This window comes from Oscillibacter sp. (assembly GCF_040505565.1).
GTDB lineage: Bacteria > Bacillota > Clostridia > Oscillospirales > Oscillospiraceae > Oscillibacter.
The window spans coordinates 1-13,226 of record NZ_JBEUWZ010000026.1 but is presented as its reverse complement, the minus strand read 5'-3'; the positions used below and the strand labels follow the sequence as shown (position 1 = coordinate 13,226).

Here is a 13,226-nt window from a genome sequence, read left to right as displayed (position 1 = left end):
GAACGAGTAGAGGAGTAGGTTTTATGATTCGAAGAGCAACGAAAAATGACATTTCACAAGTTGTAAAGATTTATGATAAAATTTTGGAGCTAGAGGAAAAAGGAAAAGCTCATATTGGCTGGAAAAGGAATATCTACCCTACAGAAAAGACCGCGCAGGATGCATTCATGAAAAACGAGTTGTTTGTTTTGGAGGAAGATGGGTGCATTCTCGCGGCCGCCAGAATCAATCAGGAGCAGGTGCCGGAATACACATACGGCCATTGGACCTATGATGCTCCCGATTCTGAGATTATGGTCCTCCACACGCTGGTAGTTGACCCGGACTCTTCCGGCTATGGAATTGGCAGTAAGTTCGTACGCTTTTATGAAGAACTTGCGTTGAAGCATGGATGCCACTACTTACGGATGGATACAAATCAAATCAATACCGCCGCACGCGCACTTTATAAAAAGCTTGGTTACAGCGAAATAGGTGTTGTTCCCTGCGCTTTCAATGGAATTCCCGGAGTGCAGCTTGTCTGCCTTGAAAAAAAGCTGAGCTGAAACAATCTGCTGCCCTACACGGAAATGTGTGAGTAGTCGCAGATATGCTCCGAACCTACTTTAAATACATATAAGGAGTCCCTATGAGTTTCATTACCTCACTCACCCGTAGCTGGCTGACCCGCTCTTTCCGGGCCTTCCGGTTTACGAATGCAAACGATCGAAGTCTTCCCTATCAGAATACGGAAAATCTGGGGTTATATATTCACATTCCCTTTTGCCGCAGCCTGTGCGACTTTTGCCCATATTGCAAAGTGGTTTACCGTGAGGAGCTGGCGAAATCTTACATCGCGACGCTGAAAAGGGAAATTGAGCTGGTTGGCGCGGACGGCATGGAGCGTAAAAAAGTCACAACCCTCTATTTTGGCGGGGGAAGTCCCGCTCTGGTAGCAGATGAGATTGGAGGAATCGTTGAAACTGTCGGGAAGTATTTTGAAATCACGGAGGGAATCGGTCTGGAGCTGCACCCCTGCGATGTGACGGAAGAAACCCTTCGCATGCTACACAAAGCGGGCGTCACCCGAATCAGTATCGGCATCCAGTCCTTCTCGGATGAATACCTGGATGTCCTGGGGCGCGGAAAGATTGATTATCAGCAGATGTTTTGGGAATTACAGTCCGTTCCATTTGAAACTGTCTCAATGGACTTTATCTTTGCGCTTCCGGGGCAAACACTTGAGCGTGTCAAGCAAGATATTGACACGGCCTTTGCCAACGGAGCAAACCATATCGCAATCTATCCGTTTATTGACTTCACCTATACAAAACGAAAATTTGAAAAGATGCCGGAGGCAGTAAAAAAGAAGTTGCTGGCGGATATAACAGAGTATTGTGACCAGCAGGGCTATGTGCGGGATTCCATCTGGACGTTTGCAAAGCCGAGTGTGAAAAAGTACTCCTCCATGACAAGGGAGAATTTTTTGGGGTTCGGTTGTTCCGCCACGACTCTGTTGATGGACCAGTTTAAAATCAATACGTTTTCTATTCCCGATTATATCAAGCAAGTTGAAAATGGGCTTCTTCCAACCGCGCTGACTCTGAAATTTACACCCCGCCAGCGAATGCTCTACTATCTTTTCTGGACGGCTTATACGACCAAGGTTGATGCATCCGCTTTTAAGCAATTTTTTGGAGAAAAATTAACGCACTGTTACGGCTTTGAGCTGTTGCTTGCAAGAATGCTGGGGTTTGCCAAAAAAGACGGTGATTGCTATACCATGACGCCAAAGGGTGCTTACTTTTATCACTACTACGAAAATTATTATACGCTGTCATACATTGACCAGATGTGGAATCTGATGCGGGTCAATGCGTTTCCTGAGGAGCTTATTATCCGTTAAATGATCGGAAAAATGACAGTTCAGCCGTATATAGGAGCGTTGCAGGATGGTACTGCCGCTAAAATGAGCATACAATTTGATTCATATAATTTTGAGGAGGTATTAAAATGTCGTATTCACCAAATTTGAGTTCCCCATTCACCGGCGGAAAAAACAAGAGCGAAACGACCTGTTCCTCATCCGGAATGTGCTCCATGTGTACCAGAGACTGCCCGGGTACCTGTGAAATTGCGCTTTCGGCGGTGCTGGGTGCTCAAACCGTGTACCCCATAACCACCGGTGAAAATCAGATTGCCTCTGAAAAAAATTATCCAGTTGATTACTCTCATTTTAATATCAACGGAAGGGTATTCGGTGCGCGGGGAATTGCGGAGGATATGGAGCAGGCCACGGTTTTTAATATGGATTTATCCACGTCCTACGGAACGCATAATCAAATTGATATGGATTTGCCGCTGATTCTGCCGGCGCTGATTAAGCTCAACTGGAAAGACTATTTCGCTGGCGCGGCCATGGCGGGCGTAAGCTGTGTAATCGGTGAGCACGCCAGAAATAACGACCCCGAGCACGTCATTAAGAATGGACATGTTTTGGACTTCCCTCTTCTCGCCTCCATCAGAAAAAGCTATGAGCCATACTATCGCGGCAAAGGTCAAATGATTTTACAGTGCAACCCCGATGACGATCTGATGGGCGTTCCTCAGATCGCTTTACAAAAGTACGGCTTTGATGCGATTGAAATTAAGTTCGGGCAGTCGGCAAAGGGTATCCAGCCTGTGATAAAGGTAAAAGATATTGAAACCGCCCTGAAAAAGAAAGCACTGGGGAATCTGGTTCATCCCGACCCGGAGGACCCGGCGGTGCAAAAAGCATATGAAAACGGTGTCTGCCCCAATTTTTATACATACGGCAGACTTCCCATGTGGACGGAAGAAAAGATTTCAAAGCACATTGAACTGCTTCGCTCCATGGGTGCCAAAAACATTTACTTCAAAATGGCGGGCTATGACCCGGTTGATTTGGAGCGGGTGTTGAGAATGGCCAGCGCCAACCGCGTTGATATGGTGACCTTCGACGGCGCGGGCGGCGGTTCGGGCTACAGTCCGTCAAAAATGATGAACGAGTGGTCCTATCCCACCATCATGCTTGAAAATCAAGTGGTGCGCTTGGCGAAAAAGCTCCGGCGCGAGAATTTGCCACTTCCGGCGATTACCATAACCGGCGGCTTTTCCAGCGAAGACCAGGTATTCAAGGCGCTTGCCTTCGGGGATGGGCTGGTGACTAGCGTGGGCCTGTGCCGCGCTTCTATGGCGGCGGCTATGACGGGTGACAGAATCGGAAATGAAATTAAAAACGGAACTGTTCGTCCCCTGTTCCAAAAGTACGGCTCAACCGTGGAAGAAATATTCGGCGATTTGCCGGACCTCTGCGCGATCTACGGAACGGAGGCACGCAGCTATCCCACCGGCGCGATTGGCGTCTTCTCCTATTTGAAAAAAATCGGCTTTGGCATTGCCCATTTTGCGGCGCTGAACCGAAAGTTCAATCTGGCACTTTTGGACCAGAGCGACCTTATTCCACTCACCAGCGACGCACAAAATCTGTTGAAGTAAATGAATTTGCGAGGCGAGTATTCGAGTCCTCCCTTCTGATCAATCACTCTGCTTCGGATTCGGAATGGGCGAAACCTGAAACAATACAGGCACCGAGGAACTGGGCCATCTGGAAATGGTGGGAACCATCGTCCACCAGCTTACCAGGAACCTCACGGAGGACGACATCAAGGAGAGCGGCTTTGCCCCCTACTTTATTGATCATACCGCCTCGGTTTACCCCACGGCCGCCTCCGGCTCCCCCTGGAGCGCGGACGGCATTGCCGTCACCGGCGACACCATTGCGGACCTGACCGAGAACCTGGCCGCAGAGCAAAAGGCCCGATTGACCTATGACAACATTCTGCGCATGAGCGACGACCCGGATGTCACCGACGCCATTCGCTTCCTGCGGGCCAGAGAGATCGTCCACTTCCAGCGCTTCGGTGAGGGACTGCGGCTCGCCAAGGACCGGTTGAACGAGAAAAATGTGTACTATATGAACCCATCCTTCGACAAATAGCTACAGCTCAATATATGAAAGGCGGTATAGCTTTACAGCTATACCGCCTTTTTCCTACTCTCTCAGGAGACCTTCAGGGCCTTATTCCAACATTTTTGCGAACTCATCCTCCGTCAGTATGGGGACACCCAGCTCCTGCGCCTTTTGAAGCTTGCTCCCGGCGGTGTCCCCCGCCACCACGTAGGCGGTCTTTTTTGACACGGAGCCAGAGGCCTTTCCGCCCATGGATTCGATCATGGCTTCGGCAGTCTTGCGGTCGAACCGAGTCAGCGTGCCGGTGAGGACGAACGTCTTGCCCGCGAAGCGATCATCCACCGCCTGTTCCGTACACGTCATGTTTACCCCGGCCTGACGGAGCTTTTTGAGAAGGTCCTGAGACTGGGGGCTTGTCAGCCAGTCCAGAATGAACCCGGCTGTGACCCCGCCCACGTCGTCGATGGCGGTCAATTCCTCCAAGGAGGCACACTCCAGCGCGTTCAAAGACTTAAAGTGCAGCGCCAGCACCCGGCCCGCTTTTGCGCCCACCTGCCGGATGCCCAGAGCGTACAGCAGCTTTCCAAGATCGTTTCCCTTGGACTTCTCGATGGCGGACACTGCGTTGGCGGCGGACTTCTCCCCCATTCGGTCCAGCTGGGCAAAGTCCTGTTCCGTCAGACTGTATAGATCGGCGGCGGAGCGGATCAATCCGGTTTCGATCAGCTGTTGGAGTACGGCGGGGCCAAGCCCGTCGATATCCATGGCGTCCCGGCTGGCGAAATGCGTGATGTTTCGCAGCAGCTGGGCCGGGCACTCCGCACCAGTGCAACGCACCGCCGCGCCGTCCACGTCCCGTGTCACCGGTGCACCGCAGACCGGGCAAACCTTCGGCAGCTCGTAGGGAACAGCCCCCTGCCGCCGTTTGGAAAGGTCAACCTCCACAATTTCCGGGATGATCTCCCCTGCCTTCTGGACCAGCACGGTGTCCCCAATGCGGATGTCCTTTTCGGCGATATAATCCTGATTATGCAGCGTGGCACTCTGGACGGTGGTCCCCGCCAGATGGACCGGGGAAAGCACCGCCCGGGGCGTCAGTACGCCAGTTCGTCCCACTTGGACCACGATGTCCAGTACCTCGCTTGGCTTTTGCTCCGGCGGATACTTGTAGGCAATGGCCCACTTTGGGTATTTCACGGTGCTGCCCAGCAGTTCCCGTTCGGCAAGGCTGTTGACCTTGATGACTGCGCCGTCCATGTCATAGGGGTAGCTCATGCGCCGCTCATTGATGTCGATGATCTCCTGCTGACATTGTGCGATCGTGTGGAGCGTCCGATGCGGAATGACGCGGAAATGCTGGCCTTCCAGATAGTCCAGCGTCTCTGAGTGGGTGGTGAATTCTCGTCCCTCCGCCAACTGCAGGTTGAAAACCTGGATGTCCAGCCGCCGCTCCGCAGCGATTTTCGGGTCCAGTTGGCGCAACGAGCCGGCGGCGGCGTTCCGGGGATTGGCCATGAGGGGCTTGCCCTCGATCTCCCGCTGCTGGTTGATCTGGTCGAACACAGAGCGGGCCATGTAGACCTCGCCCCGGACGATAAGCCGGGGCAGCTTTTCCGGCAGCGTCATGGGGATGGAGCGGACGGTGCGCAGATTTTCCGTCACGTCCTCCCCTACCCGACCGTCGCCCCGGGTGGCGCCGCTGACGAATACGCCGTCCCGGTACTCCAGAGCCACGGACAGCCCGTCCAATAAGTATATATTGGAATTAACGCATTTTGTTTACACTTCGAACCAAATAGGTTACCAAAACAGAAATTATCCCAGTGCTTTCCACATTTTATATTGAATAGAAAGACTTTTCTTTATCGCAGAACATACAACCAGTTTCTTTATGTGATGCAACTGACCCCAATGTAGCAACAAACGAATGCCCTTTTCGGCAAGTCCACCAATAATATTTCGTCTCTTTTGCTTCTGCCATGTCCGGAGGTACGCCGTCATTTTTTTCTACATCGTACACATCAATGAGATATGGGAATATGGCGGCTATGGAATTCCTTTTCGTTTTGCAAATTGGACATTCCGGAAATAAAATCATTTTTCTTAGATCGCTACGCCATGAGTGACCACAATCAGATTTCCATGAATATACCCTAGCATAATTTACAGAATCAGAGAAGAAACCTCTTTGCAGGTTATCATCTGCATCCCAAAAGCACAATAAAGTGTCAGGCAATGGTTTTTTTATTTTACGAGGTGTCACTCGCCTTTCTTTCTTTATAACAACTTTTTGTTTTGGTTCTTTCTCTTTTGCCAACTTCTTGACCAATGCTGAGTCTTTCCGATGATTTTCTAGGGCTATACGCCTACACTCTTTGCACGGAAAATCTCTATTTAAGTAATTTGCTATCGTTACTTCCTCGTGATGACCATTTTTGCATGTCCACCAGGCAGGTTGATGTGATTTGGAAGAAAAGTTTTCGGGGTGAATACCATTTGCAGCATTTCTTTCGTAATCCCAGTATCGAAAATTCGGAGGGTTTAAAGAAGCAATGTCATTATGGCCCTTAATAAAAAAATGTCCACGACAAAGTCGGCATCCTGTGTGGCCTGATATTCTATGATAAGGTTGAGCCTTCCATACATAGCCGCAATCTTTGCATCTCCAAAAGACAGGAACATCGCTCCCGGCTGTAATTGTTTCCGGGCTGCAACTATTCAAATCATATGCAAATTCTGACAATAATTCCGGATAGTCGGATAAATATTTCTGAGCATCAGATTTACATATAGGACATAAGAAGCCACGTTTATTCTCATCGTTAACCGATCTTTGATATAAATGCCTTTTCGCTTTGCATGACCACCATGCTTTTTTATTGGACATGGCACTCACTTTATCGGCAAAAAGTCCAATCTGGGCATTTTCTGAAGTAGCCCATTTCTCTAACAAATCTGGTTTGTCAGAAACCGTTGTTACAGAACAAATAGGGCACCCTGTTCTATTATGTACCTCATCAAGCGGTGAACGCTGATATAGATGTTTTTCTGCTTTGCACCTCCACCACGTCTTTATTCTTGAGGTTATTGTTACAATATTTGCGTACATGCCTGCGGCAGCATTTTCCTCTGTAGCCCATTTTCCCATCAAGTCAGGTCTGTCTGCTACTCTAACAACAGACTCCTTTTTGCAAATAGGACACGACTGACAAATGTTCTCCTGATACGGCCCTCGCTGATATAAGTGCCCTTTTTCTTTGCATCTCCACCAAACTTTCGTGTTAGTTCCGGCGGACATATCTGTAGCGGGCACGGGATTCAAATCCTCTGCCCAAATATCCACAAGTTTAGGAATTTCACTTACCATCTTTGACATTAGATATCCTCAAGCCTTTCCAGAAAATTTTTACGAAGGTCTACTATGTTTGATTCTGTCGAAGGTTCTTTTGTAATAACTGGAATAACTCCTATGATCTGTTCAAGATCGGTATCGGGACTCTCAATTGTCTTTTGTGAATTTATAGGTGTGCCGTCACTTTCAAGCAGTCCGAGTTGCTTTAGAACAGATTCGGCTTCATTGTCCCAAGCCACATGAACTGCTTGCTCCAAATCAGAAATTCTTTGTTTTAGAGCAGATACTTCATCATCACGCCTCATCATGACCGAACGATGAAGCTCGTTTTCATTGAAAAGAGCACTTTGCAACGCTGCCAATTCGCCTTTTAACACCGTTACCTTTTTGTTTAACTGAAAGTTATCTTGTATAGTATTTGCCTGTTTATCAGTAATTTCTTCAAACGCTATATTCAGGACAGATAACGCATTACCAAGACTTGACTTGTCCATTTGAAGCATAGCTGGAATGTCAAGGGTTTTAAATATAGCAGTTGTATTTTTTAAGGGAACGCCAGCAGCTTGTTTAATACGTTCGTTGGTTTCTTTAAGGTATTGCTTTGCTTCCACATTCCTTTGAATTACATAGTATTTAAAGTTGTTCATTCCAAGCTTTGTTTGTGCAAAGCGGGCGATATCCGATGCTGTGAACAATAAGCGTCCCTCTGAAAATTCTACATACTGATTAATTACCATTTTGATTTCTTCGGTCGTGAAACTTGCAGGCCGACCCTGCCCTTTTTTACTCATATAGTTCCGCCACCTTCAAGGATTTTTAAATATATCGCTTCAAGGTTTTCGGCTGCAGTGGACATATTCTCGGAGATAATCATAATTTGCTCACTGCTTTTTAACTTTTTTGCGGAATTCATCCATATTTTTACACGAGCTATTTTGTTTTTGAAATCTCTTTCTCTCTGCTTTTTGAGAAGTTCCATATCAGAAATGCCTTTATGATAGCAACAAATACTGCAATTCCCGCCGACGGCATAGCAATCCGTCGCGTCATAATTGCTCGTAAACTTTGGCGAATAGCAGGTACCGTTGTCAACTGCAATTCCACTAGTATTGGTTCTTGATACTATAAGTGCCGACAAATTTTTCTCTTCAGTTCCATTCTGCAGCGATGCCACTGTATTGGCTGCGTGCTTCTTATCCTGTGACAACTTGAACAAATTGTAAGCACGGCATTTAATGAGGTTTTCCATGTTTCCGGAGTAATGGAAGATCATGTCGATTGTATCATGACCGGAGATTTCTCTTGCCATTAAAAGATTGCATCCATTCAAAAGTAGATTTTGCAATGCTATATGTCTTGTGTCGCCAAGATTCAGGTTAATAATACTCTTTTGAGGGAGTTCATGCTGTTCACCATCTTTATCTAAGGCATTGACCTCGTCCAGAGGTAAAATATTAAAGCCAAATTTCCCACGGACAACATACTTAAAAAAACAATCCAGCAACACATAAAAATGAGAAACTCTCATGTGTGGATAGAAATATTGAACCTTCGCTTTCATTACAGAGGAAGCCGTTTTGCAAAACATATCATCAGAGAATAAACTATCAATTTTTGCGGGTTCGTACTTTTTCGCACGTTCCTGAAAATCCTGAATATCCAGAGCAGCTTTATATGTGATTTCATAGGTGTATTTTTTGTAGTCAGAATCAAGCTTATATCTATGCGATATACCTTTGTTGCCTTTCATTGCGGTTCTGCGGATCGTTATGTACCATTTTCCGTCCTTGTTCGTGAGGCATGATTTTGGGATAACAGTGAATTCTGTAACACGAATAGGAATAATCATGCTTATACTCCACCACAGATAAAGGGGGTAAAAACAATCCTTTTCTTGGTCTGTTGCAGAAGCCCAAAAATGGTTCATAATGTCGTTGAATAGGAAATAACTTTGATATTCGGAAAGGCTACGTCGCCTTACGGCATCATATCCTTTTATTTCAAGCGGATAAATAAATTGGTCGTCTGCCCATGGAAGAAGCCCAATGAAATCTGCTACACCTATTTTCTGCAGACATGAAACATTTTTTGGAAGAACAGTAAAGCAATTTGTTTCGTTGACAGCGTTACTTATTGCATTAGTAATTCTTTGGTACATGACCGCGGTATATTTTCCAAAGCAAAGGCAGATATAGCATTTGACGAGCTTAACAAATTCATCATATGTTGTGTTTTCCTGATGGGCTATTGCAAGTTGATTAAATTTAAAATGTACATTTGTACTTATCGATTCATTATTTATTGACCAAACATCTTCATCAAAATTACCTATAAGCGAATTATTGGCTCTCATGGCTTCAAATTGCCGCATAGCAAACGCCATTTCATCTTTAGACAGGCATTCAATATAATAGCGTTGCTCAATTGATTGACTAGACTCAATGGTCGCCAATAACGCCATATTCCCCGCTCCTTTTTAGGATACTTATAAAATCACTCGTATCTTGACCATATACATGTTTAATAGTTTTGAGAATTTCATGCGACGCTGGATAAAGTTTACCTTTCAGAATCATGGTGTGCTTTACTCTTTCAGCTGTAGTTTTTGCAGAAGCTGACAGAGTCTCTTGACGCGTAATTTCTATACTCAATTCAAGCAATAGAGATTTAATATACATCTCGTATCCACAACCTATGCAGCTTTCTCTTTGCTTTTGCTGACATCCCATGTAGCATGCTTTTGAGAGACAATATATGCCTTCTGTCTTTCCGTAGCATTCTCCGTCAATAATGTTCGACAGCATTCTCTTTGCAATCTCATCAACATTCTGAGAACTTGTCAACTTTATGATTTCTTGTACTCTTTCACGGCAAATTGTCGCAAGTTCAGCGTCTGTGTTCAGAATACTCTCTATTTGTGCCGGAGACAAAGCAATTGCTTTCATTTCTAAAGTCTGTTGTGTTATCCTCTTCTGTTTAAAAGAGTTACCTTCTATTGCAGCACATAACATATATGGAACAAAACTGCAGACTCCCCGTTCCATCAGACATTTCACGATTTCGTCTGGAGAGTAGCCGTCCATTTTGGCTTTCAGATATCTGGATGTGACTTCAGGAATTTTATCAATCCCGCCAGTGTGGCTTCTTACGAATGCTGCCAACAGATACCCATCTACGCCAGTTTTTTCAGCTTTTTCGGATAGCATGTTCATGTAATTTTTGTTTGCCCGACGGTTTGAAAATACTTTGCCACTTAAAACCTTACAATATGATTCTCCGTAAAGCTTAATACATTGCGTTGCCTCTAGCCGAGTTATCTCACAAAGTGCCATGTTTTTATTATTGATTCTATTGTGGCATTCACAAATGAGGGCGAGCATTCCAAACACTGGTTTTATACTTTCAGGAACATTAAATTTTAAAGAAGGAGTGTTTACACCAGCTGCTGTTTTAAGCGGCTTTTGATATCCGTTATATCGGAATTGATAAAAAACTAGTTCTGCAATATTTCTAAAGTATGCTTCGCTGCAGTTTTCTTCGAGAATCTTTTGTAATAAATTTTTCGGATCATCATTGATTTCTATTCTAGGGAGACGTTTAAGAATGTCTTTGCTTCGCCAAGCACAAATATAATGCATTAAATGATATAGCCAAATTTTTGCTGCATATTCGCTATGAACCGCCTTTTGAAGCATATTGTTCTCGACCCAATAAGATTTATTGAGTGTCATATATGCTATGCTAAAATAGGTGTTTAAGTCATATGGGTGTATTTGAGAAGTGACGGGTTCATTTAAATGTTTATTGTAGTTAAAATAAAGGTTGCTTTTGCAATTCCCCTGTTCCTTAGCAAAATTGTATAAATCAATTATGAAGGCTCTTGCTGGGCCGGATAAATCTGATTCTGTGGCTGCCATTAGCTGAATCATTTCATCGTCATTATAATCTCTAAATTCCTTTTGTAGCTTGTATCTAAGATAATTTGAGACCTCTGCAACATTTGTTAGATTCTTCTTATCCATCTGAAGCAAAAGCTTTTTTATGAGATTTATAGTATCAGAATAGGTATTGAGTTTTGTCTCATTGATAAGAAAATTTAGCTTTTCATGAGGCAAAACAGAATATAGTAAAATTTGTTCACGAATATTTCTTTTTACAACCTCAATGTTTGTATTTAATACATAAAATGCTTCACTTTTATCTTTTCGATGAACAGGGTTTTTAATATATACTGCTCCCCAAAAATGATAACCGGTCGCATACACAGTCAGCTTTTCTGTATAATCAGGCCATATTACTTTACCTTTAAGTTCAAAAAAATATCGTTCAATAATTGAGCTTAAAGAAGTGAAGTTTTGCTTTATGTATAAGATTTTATCTGCATCAACCTTTGATATTGATTCATTCACAATTGGCACATTTTTTCGGTCAAGCCTTTTTAAGAGTGTTACATTATTGATGCCAAATTGCTCAGCAAGATCTTTAACCGCCACAGTATCAATCATTTGTTAACTCCATTCTCGAAATTGTTTGAAGCAATTCATTAGAAATCTGATCATTTACTTTGGTATAGCGTTTTAGCAATTCTCCCTTGTTTTGAATATACCAAAATGCTGTTTTTGTTGAACTATCCCCACGGAAGAAAGCTATTGAATTGGCATCTTCTCCATTTAATACAAGTTGCACTGTGTACCAATGCCTGAATGCGTGAAGTCCCCATCCGTTTTCATTTACAGATAATGCAAATGCATGTAGCTCAATATTATTTGATTTTAGCAATTCTGGTATAACGTACTTTTCAACAATCCGTTCTATTCTGTTACAGTAAGACTGTTTCTGAAGAGCCAATTTTTTATGTATCGTTTTGTCCGTATAAGTATTTGCGAACATTGGCTTTTCCGTTTCAAGAGATGAATCATCAACAATTTTCAAATGATTTTCATATGCCTTTTGGACAATCAAAAGAAGTGGCGGATAAACACACTGACGCCGATGCCTTTTAATATTTCCAACTGCTTTCCCATCACTACGCAGTTGATATTCAGAGGTTAAATCGACCTGAAAACTAGTTAACTGACCATTTTCTTTTGTGTACTGAATCCCACCGTAATAGCAGCTTGTCGCTCGACGAATGTTTACTACTTCACCTTCCCTAAGCCCCGCACACAACTGCAAAATGACGGCAAAATAGAGATCTGGTGCCTTAAGCCGTATCCACTTTAGAATCACATGAATGGCATCCTGTGGGATATCACGGATAATCTTATTTTTAGTATTCTCAACATACTCCGCCTGGATCTCATAATTCCAAATAAAATTTTCATGCCATTTCGAAACCGGAATTACGCTATTATTTTGAAGAGAATAGCCTTGGATCTGCTTAGCATAATAGTGCTGCTTTTTATCTTTTCTGTATTGAGAAATATTTGCCATAAAAAGGCAAACTGCATTTCGCTCCTTCTCTACCGATTGAGCACTTGGATAATATCCGAACCGCGTTCTAATTGAAGAATAGTCAGAAATATAGCTTTTTACTGCCGAAAATGGGATGTCCGCAATATTGCTTGTATTGTATAGCCAATGGTTATCAAATAGGACATAATTTAGGAAATTGCATATTCTCCGGACATCATCGGAATTTTGCTTGTATTTCAGCTTTGTTCTCTTTTTATCACCGATATAATTATGCAATGTTGTCATTTTGACTATCTGATCTTCCTTTGTTAGAACAACAAGTGAAATTTCGTATCGCTTTCCTGTTTCATTAATCCATGCGAATGGATATGGTTTAAAAGCACAATTCAATTTTTTACCCATATCCACACCTCGCCATGTTACTTCCTATTTAACAAGTCTATCCTGCCTTATAGCATAAATAGATAATATATTTAGTTAAGCGTA

General features: G+C 43.9%; 8 protein-coding genes and 2 pseudogenes. 4 read left to right on the top strand and 6 right to left on the bottom strand.

Annotated elements, in window-relative coordinates; translation table 11 throughout:
- Positions 1–23 precede the first annotated feature (23 nt).
- The 4 genes and pseudogenes from ABWQ15_RS13685 to ABWQ15_RS13670 form a co-directional block, all read left to right on the top strand.
- Entirely contained in the window at positions 24–545 is a 522-nt protein-coding gene (locus ABWQ15_RS13685; RefSeq protein WP_353909338.1) for a GNAT family N-acetyltransferase, read from the top strand.
- A gap of 83 nt (positions 546–628) precedes the next feature.
- Positions 629–1,885 carry a coproporphyrinogen-III oxidase family protein gene (locus ABWQ15_RS13680; protein ID WP_353909337.1) on the top strand — a complete coding sequence of 419 codons (1,257 nt, stop codon included), beginning with the start codon at positions 629–631 and terminating at the stop codon, positions 1,883–1,885.
- A gap of 107 nt (positions 1,886–1,992) precedes the next feature.
- On the top strand, positions 1,993–3,498 hold the full coding sequence (locus ABWQ15_RS13675; protein ID WP_353909336.1) for a glutamate synthase-related protein: 1,506 nt from the start codon (positions 1,993–1,995) through the stop codon (positions 3,496–3,498).
- An 88-nt stretch (positions 3,499–3,586) separates the two neighbouring features.
- A pseudogene (locus tag ABWQ15_RS13670) lies at positions 3,587–4,000 on the top strand (manganese catalase family protein); the annotation flags it as partial.
- An 81-nt stretch (positions 4,001–4,081) separates the two neighbouring features.
- Here ABWQ15_RS13670 and ligA read toward each other — a convergent pair.
- The 6 genes and pseudogenes from ligA to ABWQ15_RS13640 all read right to left on the bottom strand — a co-directional run.
- Positions 4,082–5,722 (bottom strand): annotated as a pseudogene (gene ligA / locus ABWQ15_RS13665) (NAD-dependent DNA ligase LigA); the annotation flags it as partial.
- Positions 5,723–5,810: 88 nt separating this feature from the next.
- Entirely contained in the window at positions 5,811–7,349 is a 1,539-nt protein-coding gene (locus ABWQ15_RS13660; RefSeq protein WP_353909335.1) for a zinc-ribbon domain-containing protein, read from the bottom strand.
- Entirely contained in the window at positions 7,349–8,116 is a 768-nt protein-coding gene (locus ABWQ15_RS13655; protein WP_353909334.1) for a hypothetical protein, read from the bottom strand. Before ABWQ15_RS13655 ends, ABWQ15_RS13660 begins: the two co-directional genes overlap by 1 nt.
- Complete coding sequence (locus ABWQ15_RS13650) at positions 8,113–9,786, bottom strand: hypothetical protein (RefSeq protein ID WP_353909333.1); 1,674 nt, start codon at positions 9,784–9,786, stop codon at positions 8,113–8,115. Before ABWQ15_RS13650 ends, ABWQ15_RS13655 begins: the two co-directional genes overlap by 4 nt.
- A complete protein-coding gene (locus ABWQ15_RS13645; protein WP_353909332.1) occupies positions 9,764–11,830 on the bottom strand; it encodes a hypothetical protein in 2,067 nt (688 codons plus the stop codon). Before ABWQ15_RS13645 ends, ABWQ15_RS13650 begins: the two co-directional genes overlap by 23 nt.
- A complete protein-coding gene (locus ABWQ15_RS13640; protein ID WP_353909331.1) occupies positions 11,823–13,142 on the bottom strand; it encodes a site-specific integrase in 1,320 nt (439 codons plus the stop codon). Before ABWQ15_RS13640 ends, ABWQ15_RS13645 begins: the two co-directional genes overlap by 8 nt.
- Positions 13,143–13,226: the final 84 nt, after the last annotated feature.

Bases quoted from the DNA above. Each gene is read 5' to 3' on its own strand.
- ABWQ15_RS13675 (WP_353909336.1), top strand. From the start codon at position 1,993: ATGTCGTATTCACCAAATTTGAGTTCCCCATTCACCGGCGGAAAAAAC.
- ABWQ15_RS13655 (WP_353909334.1), bottom strand. From the start codon at position 8,116: ATGAGTAAAAAAGGGCAGGGTCGGCCTGCAAGTTTCACGACCGAAGAA.
- ABWQ15_RS13660 (WP_353909335.1), bottom strand. From the start codon at position 7,349: ATGTCAAAGATGGTAAGTGAAATTCCTAAACTTGTGGATATTTGGGCA.
- ABWQ15_RS13650 (WP_353909333.1), bottom strand. From the start codon at position 9,786: ATGGCGTTATTGGCGACCATTGAGTCTAGTCAATCAATTGAGCAACGC.
- ABWQ15_RS13640 (WP_353909331.1), bottom strand. From the start codon at position 13,142: ATGGGTAAAAAATTGAATTGTGCTTTTAAACCATATCCATTCGCATGG.
- ABWQ15_RS13685 (WP_353909338.1), top strand. From the start codon at position 24: ATGATTCGAAGAGCAACGAAAAATGACATTTCACAAGTTGTAAAGATT.
- ABWQ15_RS13645 (WP_353909332.1), bottom strand. From the start codon at position 11,830: ATGATTGATACTGTGGCGGTTAAAGATCTTGCTGAGCAATTTGGCATC.
- ABWQ15_RS13680 (WP_353909337.1), top strand. From the start codon at position 629: ATGAGTTTCATTACCTCACTCACCCGTAGCTGGCTGACCCGCTCTTTC.